This window comes from Enterobacter cloacae complex sp. I3, from assembly GCF_014896175.1.
GTDB classification, from domain to species: Bacteria; Pseudomonadota; Gammaproteobacteria; order Enterobacterales; family Enterobacteriaceae; genus Enterobacter; species Enterobacter bugandensis.
Genome location: NZ_JADBQZ010000022.1, coordinates 20,279 through 39,107, shown reverse-complemented (window position 1 = coordinate 39,107; position 18,829 = coordinate 20,279). Strand labels below are relative to the sequence as shown.

The window sequence follows — 18,829 nt, the reverse complement described above, 5'->3', positions numbered from 1 at the left end:
GACCTGATGTCCCTGTCACGCAGTCTGGTCTGCCCGGCGTAACGGCACGAATAGGGCAGGCAACAGGCTCTGTAAGATGTTGCCTGCCCGCTTCGCTAATAGATGGCCTTTTTACTGCGCGACGGGAATAGTCACTTTGCTAACCACTAAGGTAATGGTCGCCTTTGCGTCCCCTGCTTTCAGCGGGATTTTATATTCATCCGGCTGGGTAAAGAGCGCCATGTATTTGTCATCTGGCATATCTATGATGACGTCATCGTCTGCGGCGGTGGCTTCGATCCGTCGCAGCAGCTCTGCTTTAGTCAGAGGTTTGTTCCATCCGGCAACAATACGATCGTTTTTAATGTGAATCTCATTACTCTCAAGGACGCAGAGCGCATTTTGCTCACCGCCCTGAAGGCGATAAAGTCGGTTTTCCGTTAAGGTGTCAAGAGACGGGCAGACGACCTCTTTTTGCGAACCCGACTCTGCCAGCGTGTAGCTAAACTTCACTTTCAGGTTATCCCCGTGACGAACGCCCTGTTTTTTCCAGTCGCCACTGTCCCCGGTGAACATGCGGATCCCGTTGGGGATGATCGTGCTGGCGGCAGCAAAAAAGTCATTCCCGTTAACGGAAAAATAGGGCCGAAGCGTTAAAGATGAATCATTAATAATGGTGATCACTGGAGAGTTAATGGAACGGTAACTCTTTTTCTTATAACGACAGTTTTTCCCGTTTGCCTGTAAGTTGACGCCGTTGTCTTTACTGACAATCATGGCATAGTTGCAGTTAAGGCCGTTTTCAATAGATTCGTTCAGCACCGCACCATTATCGACAATGATATTCATCACGCCGTTATCTTCGTTACCAAACCAGACATGAGGAATAAAATCGCTATCGTAACCCTCTTCATAAATAGCATTCTGAACCCTGATTTTCAGATGGTCAGGGTTTTCAATATTAATCATACGCGCATAATCACTGGCAAATACTGATGCCGTTGAAAAAGCGCTAAGCATGGCTAATGCTACGACGGTCTTTGTCATGAAAATGTCCTCTTTGAGAAAAATAAAAACAACAAGTTTACGCAACAGTGACCATATCTTAATGCGTCAGGCCGTAAAACATATCACCAGATAAAATCATCGTTTATTTATTTTTAACTCATAGATACAGAGAAGATTCTTATTAATCAGAAGACCAGCACCGTCTTATTTTATTCTGAGGAATGAATATAATGCCTTGCTACTATTCAGGCTGGAATAGTAGGCTTAATAGCCATCTCATATATTATACCCTGACGAGCGAGACATAAGATGGAACCATCAATTAAACAGACTCATGAAAAAATTCGGGTTTGCGTGCGAACAAACTCTTTTTTATTCGAAAAAGGGCTTGAAGAAATAGCGCAATTTTATTTTATCGCCAGAGATAAAATACTGTGCATTATCGATGCTGACACGTTTGGCACGAAGACGCATCTGGTGAAGTATCTGGAGTTCATCAGAAGAATTAAACCCGACATGCTTGTTTTGATCACGGGTCATCACACCCGAAGCGAGCAGCATGCATGGTATGTAAAAGCAAATGAATCCCTGTCGGGCTGGTGCGAAACCATTGATGCCATGAACTTTATGCGACCCAATCTCGACAGCGTTATCGATTTTTACAGAAGGCAACATGACTGAAAATCTTTTGCAAACGGAGGACTAGACGTGAAGTTAAGTTTTTGTATCAGGACGAATGTTTTGGCGAAAATGGCCGATGTCACCGAGGCTGAATTAGTGTATGCGCTCATGACGACGGGTGAGCTGTTCGGGGTGAAAATACCGGCACCGTTACCGGGCAGGCATAATGCCAAAACGCGTAGCTTTGATTACAAAGAAGCACTGGATTTTGCTGAAGAAGTGAAAATCGCCCGAGACAGTAAAAGGCAGATCTGAAAACGTAATAAGCCCATCCCTTAATCAAGTGATACCTCAATCCATTCCTTATATTTACAGCAGCACTGCCCGGATGACTTAGTGTTTTCCTTCAACATTGATAGCGCAATACATATGACTTCAGCGTACAAGCAATCATTAATACTCCGGGCATACTCAAGTTTTTTACCCAGATAATAACTAAGCGAAACATGATCAATATTAATCCCCTGCAAGGATAATTGCGTGGCGGCATCGCCAATGAGTATTGATGCTTGCTTTTCAGGATAGACATTATTCATGAATTTTAGCCCTGCACTTTGTAAAATATTCGACAGGTAGAGTTCAGGGGGCTTATGCCCCCTTGTTTACAAAAACACCTCAGAATGAATTAACGTGTTTACCAATCACAGCTACTTAAGCCCGTATTTTTAAACGTTTTTGATTCCGTCTTTCCTCTGATACCGTCCTTATTAACTGGCGTCACATAAAGCGTGACTTCCCCCCAATAGCCTAAAGTAACGCTTTTTATGTTGGAAACGACGGTGCTTCCCCACTTCCACTGAAATATCGTGTTGCCTTCAGATGCACCGCCATTAGCGTTGTAGGTGTAGGTTGCCGTTATTCTGTTACAGGCTCCGGTACTGCCGCTGTAACCCAGGTTTGTAACGAAAGGCGCAGGCTTAGATCTTATGGTAACAGCTCCACTAAAGGCCTGAGTGCCAGATAACGGCTGCCCTGAACCTTTAGGCGTCACGGCCACCCGCACGTCATAGCCCGCATAGCTGTCCGGCAGCGTGAACGTTTTTGCCGTGCCGCCTGCGACATTCCTCCACGTCTGGCCATCCTTCCACTGCCACTGGAAGCTGGAGACGTCCGTACCGGCCCCGTTTGCCGTGAAGGTATATTCCGCCCTCAGGGTCTGCCCCACCTCCGGCGTGCCGGAGATCCTTAGCCCCGTCACAGACGGCATACCATACACCGCTACCGCCGGGCTGTTCTGTACCGTACCGGTCAGCGACGGCTGGCTGCTGCCCTTCGGCGTTACCATTACCCGCACGTTGTAACCCGCATAGCTGTCTGGAAGCGTAAACGTTCTTGCCGTGCCGCCTGCAGCTTTCTTCCATGTTGCACCATCCTGCCATTGCCACTGGAAGCTGGAGAAGTCCGTACCGGCCCCGTTTGCCGTGAAGGTGTATTCCGCCCTCAGGGTCTGCCCCACCTTCGGCGTGCCGGAGATCCTCAGGCCCGTTACCGACGGCGCGTCATAGGCTGCCATCGTCGGACTATCCTGTACCGCCCCGGTCAGCGACGGCTGGCTGCTGCCTTTCGGCGTTACCACCACCCGCACGCTGTAGCCCGCATAGCTGTCTGGAAGCGTAAACGTTCTTGCCGTGCCGCCTGCAGCTTTCTTCCATGTTGCACCATCCTGCCATTGCCACTGGAAGCTGGAGATGTCCGTACCGGCCCCGTTTGCCGTGAAGGTGTATTCCGCACTCAGGGTCTGCCCCACCTTCGGCGTGCCGGAGATATGCAGATTGGTTATTGACGGCGCACCATAGACATCCACCGCCGGGCTGTGCTGTGTATCGCCCTGCAGCTGAGGCTGGCTGCTGCCCTCCGGAATTACCGTCACTTTAATGCTGTAACCCGCATCCTCGGCCCGGAGGGTGTATTCCCGACCCGTGGCCCCCTCGATCGGCATCCAGCTGGTTTTCTCATACCTCCCCCAGATAAAGGTGGATTTATCCGTACCGCTTCCATTTGACGTGAAGGTGTATTCTGCCCTCAGCGTCTGCCCTACCCTCGGCGTGCCGGAGATGTGCAGATTGGTTACCGACGGCGCCCCATAAGCGTCTACCGACGGGCTGCTCTGTACCGCTCCGGCCAGTGCTGGCTGGCTGCTGCCCGTCGGCGTCACCACCGCCTTAATGCTGTAACCCGCATCTCCGGCCTGGAGGGTATATTCCCGGCCGGTGGCTCCTTCGATCGGCATCCAGCTGGTTCTCTCATACCTCGCCCAGATATAGGTTGAAGCATCCGCACCGGTTCCGTTCGCCTTGAAGGTGTATTCCGCCCTCAGGGTCTGCCCTACCTTCGGCGTGCCGGAAATCTTCAGGCCCGACACCGCCGGCGCGCCATATACCTCGACCGCTGAACTTTCCTGCGCCACTCCGGCCAGAGCCGGGTTACTGCTGCCCTTCGGCGTCACCACCACCCGCACGCTGTAGCCCGCATAGCTGTCCGGCAACGTGAACGTGCGTGCCGTATTGCCAGCGGCGGCCGCATTCTTCCAGGTCTCACCGTCCTTCCACTGCCACTGGTAGGTGGACGCATCCGCACCGCTCCCGTTTGCCGTTAAGGTGTATTCCGCATTCAGGGTCTGCCCCACCCTCGGCGTGCCGGAGATGTGAAGATTGGTTACCGACGGCGCCCCATAAGCGTCTACCGACGGGCTGCTCTGTACCGCTCCGGCCAGTGCTGGCTGGCTGCTGCCCGTCGGCGTCACCACCGCCTTAATGCTGTAACCCGCATCTCCGGCCTGGAGGGTATATTCCCGGCCGGTGGCTCCTTCGATCGGCATCCAGCTGGTTCTCTCATACCTCGCCCAGATATAGGTTGAGGCATCCGCACCGCTCCCGTTTGCCGTGAAGGTATATTCCGCCCTCAATGTCTGCCCCACCTCCGGCGTGCCGGAAATGTGCAGATCTGCCACCGATGGCGCACCGTAAACATCTAATGCCGGGCTGTGCTGCACCGCACCGACCAGCGACGGCTGACTGCTGCCCTCCGGTATTATCGTTACTTTAATGCTGTAACCCGCGTCTCCCGCCTGGAGGGTGTATTCCCGGCCGTTGGCCCCCTCGATCGGCATCCAGCTGGTTTTCTCATACCTCGCCCAGATATAGGTTGAAGCATCCGCACCGGTTCCGTTCGCCTTGAAGGTGTATTCCGCCCTCAGGGTCTGTCCTACCTCCGGCGTGCCGGATGTACGCACGTCCTCCACCGCTGGCGTGCCGTAAGCCGTAACCGCCTGGCTCTCCTGGAGCGTTCCGGTCAGCGACGGGTGACTGCTGCCCTTCGGCGTCACCACCACCCGCACGCAGTAGCCCGCATAGCTGTCCGGCAGCGTGAACGTTCGTGCCGTATTGCCAGCGGCTGCCGCATTCTTCCATGTCTCTCCGTCCTTCCACTGCCACTGGTAGGTGGACGCATCCGCACCGCTCCCGTTTGCCGAGAAGGTGTATTCCGCACTCAGGGTCTGCCCCACCTTCGGCGTGCCGGAGATATGCAGGTCTGTCACCAACGGCGCGCCGTAAATCTCCACGCCGGATTCGCCTTTTTTGCCGTTGACCGTGGCGCTCACCGTGATGGTTCCACCGGTATTTTTCGTGGTGACAGTCATTGTCCCCACGCCTCCGGTTCCGGTGATGGTGCTGGTCTCCCCCCGAGCCACCAGCTCCGGTTTGTCGATATCCCAGACAATCGCCTCGCCCACTACCGCACGGCCAAAGCGGTCCTTCACCGTGGCGGTGTAGGTAATGGTGTTCAGCCCGTTAGCTTCCACGCTGGCCGCACTGGCAGTGACCGTCACGGCTGACGCTTTCCCGGTGACCGGCTCCGTTTTTGATGACGCCTTATAGCCCTCATTTTTGGCCGCGTTGGTAGCGGTTACCGCGACAAACAGCGTTGCCCCTGTGTCCTGCTCTGTCAGGTGATAACTGTCCGACGTGGCGCCGTCGATCGCGCCACCGTCACGGTGCCACTGGTAGCTCAGCTTCACCTCACCGCCGCCGTTCTGTTCCACGTCCACCTTCTCAACGCTTACCGTGTCACCCACCTTCAGCCCGGCGGTTTGGTTCAGCGTGATGCTTTTGATCGTCGGAATCCCCTGCAGCGCCACGCCGGACTCGCCCTTTTTGCCGTTGACCGTGGCGCTCACCGTGATGTTTCCGCCGGTATTTTTCGCGGTGACGATCATCGTTCCCGTGCCTTCTGTACCGGTGACGGCGCTTGCCTCTCCCCGGCTCACCAGCTCGGGCTTGTCGATGTCCCAGACAATCGCCTCGCCCACAACCGCACGGCCGAAGCGATCCTTCGCCGTGGCGGTATAAGTAATGGTGTTGAGACCGTTCGCATCCACGCTGTCCGCGCTGGCGGTTACCGTAACATCTGACGCCTTCCCGACCACCGGCTCCGTTTTCAACGACGCCTTATCGCCTTCATTTTTGGCATCGTTGGTCGCGGTCACCACCACAAAGAGAGTCGCACCCGTATCCTGCTCCGTCAGGTGATAACTGTCTGACGTGGCGGCATCGATCGCGCCACCGTCACGGTGCCACTGGTAGCTCAGCGTCACCTCGCCGCCGCCGTTCTGCTCCACGTCCACCTTTTCCACGCTTACCGTATCGCCCACCTTCAGCCCGGCGGTTTGGTTCAGCGTGATGCTGCGGATAATCGGGTAACCGTTGAGCGTCAGCTGCGTCGCTTGTTTTTTGCCGCCAATATCGACCTCTATTTGCGCATTGCCCCCCGCGGATGCGGTCGTAAACGTGGCCGTCGCTTTGCCTTCTGCATCGGTTTTTTCGATCGCGTTGCTTAGCGCGCCAAACTGCTGCGTGATTAACGACCACGTTACGGGTGCGTCCGGTACGCTATTGTTGTGCTCATCCAGCGCGATGGCGGTCAGCGTCGAAGTGCTGCTCCCATTGGCATTCAGCGTATCTGGGGTACCTTTAAGCTCAACATGATTCACTTTCCCGACAGTCACATTGACGATCTTCTGCTCATCACCGGCGGAGACTTTCACCTGCGTTGGCGCTTTTTCAGGTACTACGATGGTTGCACTGGCAATACCGTGCTCATCGCTGTCTCCGGTAGGCGCTTCCCGGAACTGACTCCCTTCTATCCGCCAGGTGATGGCCTGCTTACGGCTGATAACCGCGTTATCAAACCGGTCATACAGCTGCGCGCTGACGGTTTTATCCTCACTGCCTGCGACCGCGTTTTCCGGGACGTCGAGCACCACTTTTTCCACCGGCCCTGGCTCAAGGCTTACGGGCGCTGACGGGCTACTCACGGTATCTACCGTGGCGTTCACCACCCACTTCTCTGCTGCTTTTTGCGGCGCGATAAGCGCGATGGATGCTCTTCCCTCGCTATCCGTTTTGCCGCTCAGGGTTTCACCGTTACTGCTCCACGTGACGTTCTTCTCAACCGTCAGAGGCTTACCATCCTGATCGGTAACTTCAATAGTGAACGTCTTTTCCGTGGCAACTTCTGCGCGCTCGGGAGAAGCCACGAAGCGGATGGCAAGCGGGTGGGCAAAATCGACCACCAGCGCCATCTTCTCCTGCTGAACATTGTTATCACTGGCGGTGCTCTGGGTCTGGATCCCGCCTGGCGGGATCAGCGAGGCCGTAATTTCATCTTCACCATCCGCCATGATGTTTTCTATTTTTACCAGCGCCTGACCGTGCTCATCGGTGCGTACGCTGTTTTGCGACAACGAGCCAAGCGAGTTCCTGCTCTGCCAGTACACCATCTGATCGGTCAGAGGGGAGCCCTGACCGTCTTTCACCTCGGCTAACACCAGCAACGCACCGTGACTCTCTTCGAAGAACTTCACGCTGCCGTCACGGCGGATCTCACCGGGTGAAAGCAGATGATCGATACGCAGGGTGGTTATCGTTGCGCTCCCGGTAATTTTCGCCGTTCCGCTCTCCCCTGGTATCCCTTTTTTGTTGAACGGTGTGACTTCAAAGACCACGCTTCGGGCCATGTCGCGCGTTTGTACTTCATACGTGGCACTGCCTTCCTTGAGCAGTTCGCCTGAATCTGCGTCATACCAACGCATCCGGGTTTGCTCGGGGTCTTCATCCTCCCCTTCATTGCTTTTATAGAGGTAACTCCCCTCCAGGATCTGGCCCGGGGACATGTCCCCCTTAATGGCAACGCCCTCGACGGAAGGGGCAAAATCGCCCGGCGTCACGGTCAGGTGATAGCTGGCGGAACTTAATACGTGCTCCGGATCAACAGGTGACGTTTCCGTCGCGGTGATGGTGACATCGCCCCGATGCGTTGGGTTCACCAGACCGCTGCCCGGCTCCACGGTCGCGATCGCCGTGCTGGAGGAGGTGTAGCGAATGACGCCCCCCTGCCCACCTTTCACCGCGTGCAGCAAAGGCACGCCAGCCTGCGTGGTTTTTTCCGTCGGGCTGAAATAGAGACGTCTGTCTTTTTCTTCCTGCTTATAGGCGAGAACGATGTTGTTATTACGGGTAACGAACTCCGTGCGGGACTGCATGAGCGATGGCAAAGCCGCCGCATTTTCACTTGCCAGCATCTCGGAAAGTTTTCGGCCAAACTCCCAGTGGAAATTCAGCCCCACAGAGAAGTTATCCCGCTGCCCGCTAATCATGCTCTGCTCCGCGCTGACCCCTACCAGCGGCACAGGTTGCCACTTAAGCCCGAGGTTAAGCCCGTGAGGATTGTGGCTGGCTTCGCTGCGGCTGCCGTTAACGTCCACTTTGTCGCCATACCACTGGAACCAGCCCAATTTAAGCGCGACGTGCTGTGAAAGGGCCGTCTCCAGATTGAGATCCCAGCCGCGGGCGGCACGTTCATACAGTTCATAGCGGTCGGGATCGTCATTAAACATGCTGTCGTCAGAATGACGCCAGCCGCTCAGGGGCAGGTAGTAGTTCGCGGACGCACGAATCCCATCGCTCCACAGCTCGGCGCCTGCCCCCATTCGGTTATGGTGGCGCGTGACATCCTGATCGAAAAAGAGGTTTCCACCCGCCATCAGATGCGGGTTAAAGGTATGCCGCCAGCCCAGGCCAACGTTAAGGATATCGCGCTCGTTCCAGCGGTGTGCGCTCATCTGAGTGAACAGAATGTCGTGTTGCCAGATTTTAACCGGCCACAGATAGTCCAGCCCGAAATCGCGGCTATCGCTCCCGCCAATACCGACATCTGCCTTAACGCGAGCTTTCCCGCCGATATTGTTTAACCACGCTTCCACTTCCTGGGTTAACGCGGCATTCACCTCACTATTTGCCGCACCGCGCAGGGCATCACCCGCGCCGTTTTGTTGGGCGCTTCCCCACATGCCGGCCATTTTATCCCGCAGGGGCTGATTGATTTCGCTTTCAATGGTTGCGTGAGTTTCAGTTTGCGCCCGCGCGACGGGGGGAACCGTGAGCAAAAAGATGGAAAATAAATAATGTAAAAGGATTATCCACACGGATAATTTTTGACGTAAAGAACAGTACGAAACACTGGGCATTGTGACGCATCCCTAATTAATTAAACTCCCTGGTTAGCGATATTAAGATCCAGATAATTCCTAAACTCCATACAGTAATCAGGAGATGATCATGAGATTTTCCGTCCCTCATTAAATTCAATGCTTAGGTGTTGATGTTTAACAACTCTTTCAGCCTGCTTCATAAATTTCTCAGCCCAATTTCAGCCGTATATTTTCCGGAGCAGGTAATTCTTAACATGGAACAGACACCTCGCAATTTTATTGCTAACCGTCTTCTTATGCAGGTTTTCCCCTAATGGCAGGATGATCCCAGCAATACTCTGGATGTCATTTAATAAGGAAGATCGTTGACATGAATAAAACTGGACTGGCCCTGCTTATTTGTGCACTATTGAGTGCCCCCGCTTTTGCGCAAAATTCCGTCACGCACGAGCAAGCCTGGGAAGGCACTTCGTATCTCTCCGTTATCGTGAAATTAAAACCCGGTACAACGCTTAATAAGTCTTCACCCTTTTCATTACGCGACAGTACCCTCGCCGTGAGTCCGTTATTTACGGCAAATCATTTGCGCAGCAGTGAATTAAGCGAGATGGATGCGCTTAATGAACGCTACGGCTTTAACCGTTATTTACGTATAGCCCTGCCAGCCGATAAGCAACATGACGCGGCATATATCAATGACGTAATTAATGAACTGGCGGCGCGACAAGATATTGAGCTGGCTTACCCGGAATCCATGCCGGTGTCGCTGGAAAAGGGGGTCACTGTTCCCGACCTGCCGCCCTATTCCGGGCTGAGCTATGCCCTGAACAGTACCAGCCAGGCCACCGTCCCGGATTTTCGTGGATTGCAGGATTACACCAAATCGCCAGATGAAAAACGGCCCGGCTACTATATGGGTGGCGTTAATCGCGACAGCGTAAGTCAGTATTCAGGGCACGATGGTAGCGGCATTTCGCTGGTCTCGATGGAAAACAACGCATGGAATACCAGCCATGTGAATTTGCCGCCGATCGATTTCCATGAAGGTGATAAGCGCTATACGCCAGGCGAAGATCACGACACCAGCTCCGTCGGGATTATGGCGGCGAAAGATATCAATGCGGGCATCAAAGGCCTGACGTGGAACGCCCGCATGGGGTACGTCAAATGGCAGGCCAATAATCTCTACAATATGATCCCCAAACTTAAGGCGGGAGACGTGGTGCAAATTGGAATGCAGACTGGCGGAGGAGATGTGACGGGTTGTACTTCTTCCTGCTATGTTCCGCAGGAAAACGCCCCGGCCTACTACGACGTGATTAAAGCCCTGACGGATAAAGGCGTGCACGTTATCCAGGCGGCAGGCAATGGCAATATCAACCTCGATCACGCAGGATTTAATGGAAAATTTGACGTTAAAAAGCGGGATTCCGGCGCGATCATTGCGGGCGCGTTTTGTGCAAACAATGGCAAAAAAGCCTCTTTCAGCACCTATGGCTCACGTGTGACCAGCGCCAGCTGGGGCTGCTGGGATGTGGTTACTACGGGTTACGGCGGTTTGCATAGCATAAAAAATGCGGAATACACCTCAAGTTTCTCCGGCACGTCCTCCGCGAACCCGATTATCGCAGGCGTGGTCGCCAGCCTGTCGGCCATTGCAAAAGCGCACAATATCACCGTCACGCCTCAACAGATGCGCTCCATTCTCCAGGAAACCGGTACACCTTTAGCTGCGGGGGATTCAGCGAAAGTAGGTACTCACCCCAATATGGCAAAAGCGGTAGCCAGGATTCTGGAACTCAAAGAGGAAGAGCAGGAGGAGGTAAAGGCAGTGCCGGGAGAAAGCTTTACCGTTACCGGCACGACCGATTCTTCCCGTGCGTACCAGTTAGACGGGAGCGCCAGCAAGAATGCCGTCTCCTGGAAATGGACTATCGACAAAAACAGTACTGGCACATTCTGGCTACAGGAGAAACATGCCGGAGGCTGGGTACGTGAAGTTTCAGGGCCTACCGCCCGGGCACTCATTCCTGCCAATACAGACGGAGAAGCAACCTACTGGTTAACCGTCACGGGCAAAGACGGAAGCGTGAGCGCTGAGAAGATCACCGTAACGGTGAAAAAACCACAGTTACCTGATATTCCTGATGACAGCTCAGAAGCGTATAACCCGCGGATCGCCTACCCGGTGAAATGTACCCGCGTATCGCATAACGGCAAAATCTGGCTGAATCAGTGGTATGTCAACGCAGGACAAGAAGAGCCAGGAAGCGGCGGTGAGTGGGGGGCATGGCGAACGTCGGATGCAGCTAATAATAGCTGCCCTTAAAAACCCTTTTGGTTAACATAATAGTAAAGCCTGGATATAAGCCAGGCTTTACTTTATTAATTCAACACTCAGGAAAAGCGTAAAAACGTCATTTCTTAAACTCCGTCCTCGCTCAGATTTTATTAATACGCGTCAAGGACTGAAATTGGCAGTACTATTTCATACTCTGTCGCGCTCCGCCCTCTTTACAGCACGAACGGTCGCTCTTCTCTGCCGAAACTCCCCGACTCTTAATGGCGCAGAGAAGTCTCTTATTCAAGCCAGTTGTCTCCTCCCGGTACTATTTGTCCCTGTTATCACACGGTAATAACGCCTTTTTTACCTGCGCCGCAGGTGAGATTTACCTTTGGTTATTATTTAGTCATCAATAAGGGAACTTATGAAATTAACAGGATCTGCTTTTGTCCTTGCCTCGTTACTGGCAGGGGCGGGCGTCAGCGTTTCAGCCAACGCCGCCACGACCTCGCCAGCAGCAAACTGCGAACAGGGTCACCAAAACTGCATGAAAGAACTTGGCTCACTGGAACGCGCCGTCAACGGTGCAAAAGTGAAGGTGGTTGAGGGGCAAACGATTCGTGCGCGCTTCTTTAACGACGCAACCGAACTGCCCGCCCTGGAAACCCGCGTCACCATCCTTGCTGGCGAAGAGAACCACTGGTCCTATGTCCTCGCCCAGGCGATCAACCAGCAGCACCCCGAACTGCATGCCGGTTTCAAGCACAGCAACGGCGAGATCACGCCCGATGAAACGCAGTCGAATAAGGTGTATGCCAAAGGGAACAATCCCCTCACTCACGTAGAAGTGTCCTTCAATTAATTAGGGAAGATTATTTTGAAACTCCTCAAGATGAATAAGCTTACGTCGGCTCTGGCCGTGGCCTTGATTGGCATGTACTCCGGGAGCGCACTGTCGCACGGCTATCTTTTTGAACCAAAATCCCGTTCGGTGATTCATTTCCCGCCGATGAATGATAAGGGTGAACACAGTAACGTCTGGCCTGCTGACGCCGTGGAGGCACCGAAGCTCCCGGCAGGCAACGATATGAGCCCAACCCCGATCGCTAACGAACAGCTGTTCCAGTTCCCGCCGGATGGAAAACTGGCAAGCGGTGGTTCAACGGCAACTCCCGCCTTCAGCAAGCTTGATGACGAAAAGCAGAATACCTACAACAACGCGATGTCTGCGGGTCCGCACCAGTTTAAATGGCATTTACCGGCTAAGCACCGCACCACCTATTTTACCTACTACATCACCAAGCCGGACTGGCAGTCAGTTCCGGGAGCGGATACGCGCCTGACCAGAGCGATGTTTGAAGATACGCCTTTCTGCCACAAGGTGTATACCTACGCGCCAGGCAACCCATCAGCCGATATTTCGATCCCGACAGGCTTCGAAACCCACACCTGCAACGTACCGGAGCGTGAAGGTAAGCAGAAAATTTATGCCGTGTGGCGCGTGCGTGATACCGATAACGCATTTTATCAGATGGTCGACGTCGATTTCGGCGGTGAAGTCATTACCAAACCGGTAGCCAGCGTCACGCCTTCCAGTCATAACCTGTCAACCAGCACGCTGTCGCTGGACGGTAGCGCCTCAACGGGGAAAGAGCTGAAGTACAGCTGGGCCGTCACCAGCAATGCCGATAAGGTCATTCTGGAAAACAGTACCAGTGCTAAAGCCAGCATTCGCCTGAAGGCTAAACCTGAGAGCGATTTTACCGTTAACGTGAAGCTGACCGTCACCAATGATAAAAACGTGAGTGATTCAAAAACCGTCACCCTGAATGCCAAAGCTGAAGCGGATAGCACGGCACCGGAGGCGAAGCCGGGAAAAGACTTCACCGTGACCAGCAACAGCGGTTCCCGTGGTTATGACCTTAACGGTTCCGCAAGCGTGAATGCTGAAAAATATCAATGGACTATCGTCTCTGGTCAGGATATCGGTGCTTTGCAGGTCGCCGATGGCGGTGAATGGGTTTCAACTGTCCATGCGGCGAAAGCCCGTGCGCTGATTAAACCCGGCAAAATCGGTAAAGTGACCTATCGCCTGACGGTGACGGCCAAAAATGGCAAAGTCGACTCTGAAGTTATCACGGTGACCGTGAAGGAAGCGCAGCAGGCTTCAGATGTGCAGATCAATACGGGCAACAACAGGACACTATCGTTGGCAGTGACATTATTGCTGCCGCCGTCGTGTCCAAAAACAACGATTCCTTAAAGGGGTCAAAAGTTGAATGGTCCGCACTGAATCACGCCGATAAGATTCAGATCTCGTCACCAAATAACTTCAGCACCAACCTCATGGGTAAACATCCGTATACCGACAATGTGGACGTGACGCTGCAGGTGAAAGTGACGGCGCCTGATACCGGTAAAGTCTCCACGGCAACGAAGGTGATCAAGCTGCGCCCGGCGCAAACCAATGTAAAAGCCTGGGATCACAGCAAGACTTACAAGACACCTTGTGAAAAAGTGAGCTATGAGGGCAACATCTGGCTGAACAGCTGGGAAACCCGAGGCGTTAAGCCTGGTTCCGATGGTGAGTGGGGCGTCTGGAAAAAAGAAGGTGCCGCCAACATGCCTAAAGAGTGCAAATAATACTGTGAGTTAACTCTGGCCGGGTCTTAACTGACCCGCGCCAGACATTATTATTCCCCGCCTACATTTTCGTTATCATTTTTGCGCCGGAAATCGCCCCTTCGTTCCGGCGCTTTTTTATCGGTATAAGATCACCCACCCTATTGCGGCAATAATCGGATACGGGCCGAAAGGAAACGGTTGACCGGGCTTGATCCGCAACAGAATCAGCGCCGCGATCAGCGCCAGCAGGGTCGAGGCAACAAAAACATCCAGCAGCGCCAGCGGGCCAAGCCACGCCCCGATCGCCGCCAGCAGTTTCATATCCCCCATCCCCATCCCTTCATGGCCGCGCAACAAACGGAACAGCAAAGAGAGGGTCCAGGGCACGCCAAATCCCAGCAGAGCGGCGATTAGTGCCTGCGTTGGCTCCACCCGGCTATAGCCGCTGACGGCAAACGTCAGAGACATCGCCAGCAGCGGGAGCGTCAGACGGTCGGGCAGGAGCATGGTGCGCAGGTCAATAAACAGCAGCGGCAGCAAAAACGTCACCGCCAGCAGGTCGAACAGGCTCTGCGGCGTGACGCCCTGCTGCCAGATAATCACCCCGTACAGCAGCGCCATAAGCCCTTCAACCAGCGGATAGCGCCACGATATCGCCTGACCACAGCTGGCGCAGCGCCCGCGCAGCAGCAGCCAGCCCATCAGAGGAACATTGTGGCGAAATTTAATGGGGTGTTTACAGCGTGGGCAGTGGGAAGCAGGCCACGATAAAGAGAGTGCTTCACCGTGGAGAATCAAGGGGAGCCGATAAATGATGACATTGCAAAAACTGCCGATAATGGCACCCAGAAAAACGCTAAAAACGAGTATTACACTCTCAACCATGGTTCCACACTCTAAGGGACATGCAATCTCCGATAATAGCAGAGACTACTCGTTATATTTAGGCAGCCTGTTTGCACGTAAAGTACAAAAGTCTCCGCGCAAGTTCGCCCATTCAATATTCAGATGCGTTTTTGCATACTGTGCCGCTTCTTTCCACAATAATGCCGCGATATGCCACTCCTTTCCCTGTTCATGTTCTGCCGCTCGTGAAGAAAGTGAAAACCACAGGGTAGCAGGATCGCGTTTGTCGCTTTGCCAGTCCATCGTTAAGCCCTTTAGAAAAAATCCCAGCGTATCAATAGCGACGATAAAATAATTGAGCTTAAAATGATAAATACCTGAATAACGCTGAATGCCTCAGTGGGAGAACAACGCTGATTACCAATATTATCCGCTGGCTGGCCTTTTCGGGTCTCTATATCCTGCTGGCATTGCTGAGCTTTCATACGCGGGATAGCTGGAGCCTCTCCACCACGCTCTGGCTCCCGGCGCCGTTGCTTTTCGCCGCGTTATGGCTGACGGCCCCGCGAGAGTGGCCGCTGTGGCTGGCTACCGCGGGCTTGCTGCATGTGTTTGCTGGCGTCTGGATAGGCCGCCCGCTCACGCTGGCGTGCCTGTTCGCCCTCTTCGACGTCGCGATATTTCCACTGTGCGTCGCCGTCTTTCGTCTGAATGCGCAACTGCCTGCGCTGCGTTTTGCGCGCAGGCCGATTATTGGTGAACTGATCTACCCCCTGCAGTTAATCTTCAGCATTTTTTGCGGCAGCCTGCTGCTTAATCTGGCGCTGTTACTCTCAGGGTATCCGATTGCGCCTCTGCATTTTTTTTCCTGGGTGCTGGCGGCATTAACCGGCATTCTCGCCATTCTGCCGCTGCTGCGTGAGAGCAAAATGCCGTCGCACCCGCGGTTTAACGGGCGGGAAGCTCTGCTCCTTGCCGCGAATACCCTGGTGCTGATGACGGGGTACTTTTTCCTGCCACCGCTCTGGCAGGGGCTAAACCTGCTGCTGGTGCAAACGACGGTGGTTTTACTGAGCGTGTTTGCGCTCTCCGGGCGCGGCGTTGGCGCTCTGCTGCTTATTCAATACCTGATTGTGGTGCTGGCGACCCAGCAGCGGGAAGGGATTTTTTACACGCTAACGCCCGATCTCATCCCCGCAATCTGGCAGGCGCAGTGGTACCTGGTATTTTCGGCGATTTTTGCCAACTGCTTATATCAGTACCGCCGCTGGATCCAACAGCAACAGGCGCTCGCGGCCAGCACCAGTGCCATCATTATTCGCCTGTCGCAGACGGGTTCTTGCGTCGTGTTTCGCCTCTCGATGCCAGAGGAGGAGATCTACTGGCAAGGCAGTACGGAAGCGCTGTTCCCTGATGAGGAAAAGACGCTGAGCACCCTGACGCTACTGGACGCACACTGCGATACGCCGTTCCTGCCCGGTTTTCGCGCCTGGTACTCACAGCAACGTGAAAGCAGCTTTGCCCGGGAAGTTGTTCTGCAAACGCTGCACGGAAGGCAGATGCGCGGGATAGTGCTGTTTCACAGGATCGGCAACACCGCGCATCTGATGGGGGGAGTGAGCCTCTTTCTCACAGCATCCGCTGCAGAATCTCCCGCTGCCCGCTAAAGGTGTACTTCAACACCGCCGCGACATGCCCAAGCAGAATTACACCCAGCAGAATGCAGCTATAGCGATGCACCTGGAAGAAAAACGCATTCACTTCGGCGATGGCAATCGGGCGGGAAACCGGCACCAGACCAAACAGGTTGTAGTCTTTTTGCAGCATCAGAAAACCGCTAACCAGCACCACCATAATGGTCAGATAAAACAGCTCATGAATAAATACCACCAGCTGTTTTTTACGTCCGGCTACCGTTGCCGGATAGGGCACCGAAGGGCGGAAGAAACGCCAGACGAAGCGCACCATCATGATGGGCGTGGCGATGGTACCCAGCGACATATTCAGCACGGAGAAGAAGGTAAACCAGCGGGTTCCTTCCAGCGCGTGCAGAATATAGCCCATGCACATCGCGTAGATAATGACGGCTGCGACCACCCAGTGCAGAAGGCGAGAAAACCGATCGTAACGTTTGGCAATAACCAGAGAAGTTTGCATAGTCGTTGTCCTGTAAAACAAAAAGCACGGCTCCCTGCGAAGCCATGCTGTTTAAAAAAGAGGTTATTCAGCTACCCACAAGTTGCGGGCCCGATCCGGCGACCAATGGCTGGCACCTGTATGGCCAATCTGACAGCGGTAAACGTTGCCCTCATAGAGCACTTTATCCCCTACGGCATAGAGTTTGCCCGGCGTGAATGGGGTAACGTCGCCGCCCTGGCCGCCCTCTTCGCCTCCGCCATCGTCATTATCGGGCACGGTAACGTTGACCGGCTGGCTCGGCGTAGCGAAGTTGTTGGCTGCATCATAGGCGATGACCGTATAGCGATAGCTCATGCCAGGCTGGGTTTGGGTGTCGGTAAAGTTGAGTTCATGGGTATCACCGATCTTTTCCAGACCGCGCCAGATGGCATACCCCGCCACGCCCGTATTATCCTTAGCTGGCAGCCAGCTGAGCGAAACATCCTGCCCCTTCAGCGTGGCCTGCACGCCCTGCACCTGTGTTGGCGCCTGAGTATCCGTTTCGTCGCCCCCATCCGGCAGACTGCCGTCAAGGATGCTCTGGTAGCGGTTCAGAAATTCATAGCCGTAATGTTGACCATTTTTAGTGTTGCCATTGTCCCAGTTCACTGACCAGGTCATGAGCCCTTTTACCGCTTCATTTTTCGCTTCCAGTCGCGAAAGTGCGTTAAAGACACTCTGCGCGTCTCGCACATAGCCGGTTCCTGCCGCATCCGCATTGGCCGGGAGACCAATCACCAGCTTGTTCGCCGGGATCTTCACATAACCGCGCGTCCCGTTTGCCAGGCTGTCGGTGAGATAGTAAAGGAAAAGCTCTTTTTGACGGTCGCTATAGCCCTTCCCCCATTCCTGCGGCAGCCACCATTCACCGACTTCGTCCTTCTCCTCCTGCGTCATCATATTCACGCCGTCGCCCGCCTGGTTGTAATACTGTGGAGCGATAAAGTCATACACGCCCTCAAGATTTTGCAGGTAGGCTTTGTAGTTCACCCCGCGATCGGCCTGGAGATAGGGGAACTCTGGCGCCATGCTGATGATGAAGTGTTTGCCCTGCTGCTGATAATGGTCGCGCACCATTTTCAGTGCCGCCGGGATCACCGTACTGTTTTCAGCAGCGGTAATGGCCGTCTGCTCCAGATCGATATCAAGACCATCAAAACCATAGCGATCGGTCAGGCGAATAATCTCCGCCGCGAACGCCTCAGTCTGGTCTTTGTTCAGTGCAATGTGCGCGTCAGCGCCGCCCAGTGAAATCAACACCGCGCGCCCCTGCTCGTTCAGCTCTGCAACCTGAGCGCGGAACTCCTCATCGCTCGCGTTGTAGGGTTTGAAGGTGGGAATATTCCCGCTCTGGCCGTCCATAACTTTCATGAAGGAGACGTTGACGACGTTGTAGCCTCTCGGCACTTCACGCAGCGACATATCAGAAGGTAAACCTCCCTGATAGCCGCGCGCTTTGTCTATCTCTTCCGGGTTAATTCCCCAGTTGTGCCAATAACCTACGAGAATTTTTTTCTGACTGATATCCGGCATCTGTGAGGCGGCGTCGGTTGCGGCCGCATGGCTAAACGTGCTGACCAGCATTCCGCTTAACGCCAGGCCTGCGGCGATAGCGCTCAGAGATATTTTATTTTTCTTTAACATGGGAGATATCCTGCTCCAGGTTTAATAATGAAATCCTGTCCCGCAAGATAGGATATTCATCTTCCTGAAAACAGGAGAACAGCTCACTGCAGCAG

The 18,829-nt window shown here is 54.1% G+C and carries 14 protein-coding genes; 7 read left to right on the top strand and 7 right to left on the bottom strand.

Going from position 1 to position 18,829, the window contains the following annotated elements; genetic code table 11:
* Nucleotides 1-111: 111 nt before the first annotated feature.
* Nucleotides 112-1,071, bottom strand: coding sequence for a hypothetical protein (locus IM271_RS17355; RefSeq protein WP_193052939.1), 960 nt, complete (start codon nt 1,069-1,071; stop codon nt 112-114).
* 225 nt (nt 1,072-1,296) lie between these two features.
* Here IM271_RS17355 and IM271_RS17350 point away from each other — a divergent pair, with 225 nt between their 5' ends.
* Together IM271_RS17350 and IM271_RS17345 are read left to right on the top strand one after the other, a co-directional pair.
* Entirely contained in the window at nt 1,297-1,668 is a 372-nt protein-coding gene (locus tag IM271_RS17350; RefSeq protein ID WP_193052938.1) for a hypothetical protein, read from the top strand.
* A gap of 69 nt (nt 1,669-1,737) precedes the next feature.
* On the top strand, nt 1,738-1,923 hold the full coding sequence (locus tag IM271_RS17345) for a hypothetical protein (RefSeq protein WP_045630703.1): 186 nt from the start codon (nt 1,738-1,740) through the stop codon (nt 1,921-1,923).
* 20 nt (nt 1,924-1,943) lie between these two features.
* Here the strand turns inward: IM271_RS17345 and IM271_RS17340 are convergent, their stop codons facing one another.
* Both IM271_RS17340 and IM271_RS17335 read right to left on the bottom strand, forming a co-directional pair.
* Nucleotides 1,944-2,204 (bottom strand): hypothetical protein, encoded by a 261-nt coding sequence (locus tag IM271_RS17340; protein ID WP_192986361.1) that lies wholly within the window; start codon nt 2,202-2,204, stop codon nt 1,944-1,946.
* 98 nt (nt 2,205-2,302) lie between these two features.
* Nucleotides 2,303-9,025 carry an inverse autotransporter beta domain-containing protein gene (locus IM271_RS17335; protein ID WP_193052937.1) on the bottom strand — a complete coding sequence of 2,241 codons (6,723 nt, stop codon included), beginning with the start codon at nt 9,023-9,025 and terminating at the stop codon, nt 2,303-2,305.
* A 715-nt stretch (nt 9,026-9,740) separates the two neighbouring features.
* On the opposite strand from IM271_RS17335, the gene IM271_RS17330 reads away from it, so the two are divergent.
* The 4 genes from IM271_RS17330 (at nt 9,741) to IM271_RS17315 (ending at nt 14,084) form a co-directional block, all read left to right on the top strand.
* Nucleotides 9,741-11,486: a S8 family serine peptidase gene (locus tag IM271_RS17330; protein ID WP_226859009.1), complete on the top strand. Its 1,746-nt coding sequence runs from the start codon at nt 9,741-9,743 to the stop codon at nt 11,484-11,486.
* A 379-nt stretch (nt 11,487-11,865) separates the two neighbouring features.
* Nucleotides 11,866-12,303 (top strand): hypothetical protein, encoded by a 438-nt coding sequence (locus IM271_RS17325; RefSeq protein WP_193052935.1) that lies wholly within the window; start codon nt 11,866-11,868, stop codon nt 12,301-12,303.
* Nucleotides 12,304-12,318: 15 nt separating this feature from the next.
* On the top strand, nt 12,319-13,704 hold the full coding sequence (locus IM271_RS17320) for a lytic polysaccharide monooxygenase auxiliary activity family 9 protein (protein ID WP_193052934.1): 1,386 nt from the start codon (nt 12,319-12,321) through the stop codon (nt 13,702-13,704).
* Nucleotides 13,705-13,787: 83 nt separating this feature from the next.
* Entirely contained in the window at nt 13,788-14,084 is a 297-nt protein-coding gene (locus tag IM271_RS17315) for a hypothetical protein (protein ID WP_193052933.1), read from the top strand.
* A 117-nt stretch (nt 14,085-14,201) separates the two neighbouring features.
* Here IM271_RS17315 and IM271_RS17310 read toward each other — a convergent pair whose 3' ends face one another.
* Together IM271_RS17310 and IM271_RS17305 are read right to left on the bottom strand one after the other, a co-directional pair.
* Nucleotides 14,202-14,951: an A24 family peptidase gene (locus IM271_RS17310; protein ID WP_193052932.1), complete on the bottom strand. Its 750-nt coding sequence runs from the start codon at nt 14,949-14,951 to the stop codon at nt 14,202-14,204.
* A gap of 45 nt (nt 14,952-14,996) precedes the next feature.
* Nucleotides 14,997-15,215, bottom strand: a complete 219-nt coding sequence (locus tag IM271_RS17305) for an ANR family transcriptional regulator (protein ID WP_120279556.1) — start codon at nt 15,213-15,215, stop codon at nt 14,997-14,999.
* 167 nt (nt 15,216-15,382) lie between these two features.
* On the opposite strand from IM271_RS17305, the gene IM271_RS17300 reads away from it, so the two are divergent.
* Complete coding sequence (locus tag IM271_RS17300) at nt 15,383-16,579, top strand: hypothetical protein (RefSeq protein WP_193052931.1); 1,197 nt, start codon at nt 15,383-15,385, stop codon at nt 16,577-16,579.
* Here the strand turns inward: IM271_RS17300 and IM271_RS17295 are convergent.
* On the bottom strand, nt 16,542-17,069 hold the full coding sequence (locus IM271_RS17295; protein WP_028015621.1) for a cytochrome b: 528 nt from the start codon (nt 17,067-17,069) through the stop codon (nt 16,542-16,544). The two genes, IM271_RS17300 and IM271_RS17295, sit on opposite strands and share 38 nt — an antisense overlap.
* Nucleotides 17,070-17,132: 63 nt before the next feature.
* A complete protein-coding gene (locus tag IM271_RS20285) occupies nt 17,133-18,734 on the bottom strand; it encodes a glycosyl hydrolase family 18 protein (RefSeq protein WP_053087956.1) in 1,602 nt (533 codons plus the stop codon).
* Nucleotides 18,735-18,829: the final 95 nt, after the last annotated feature.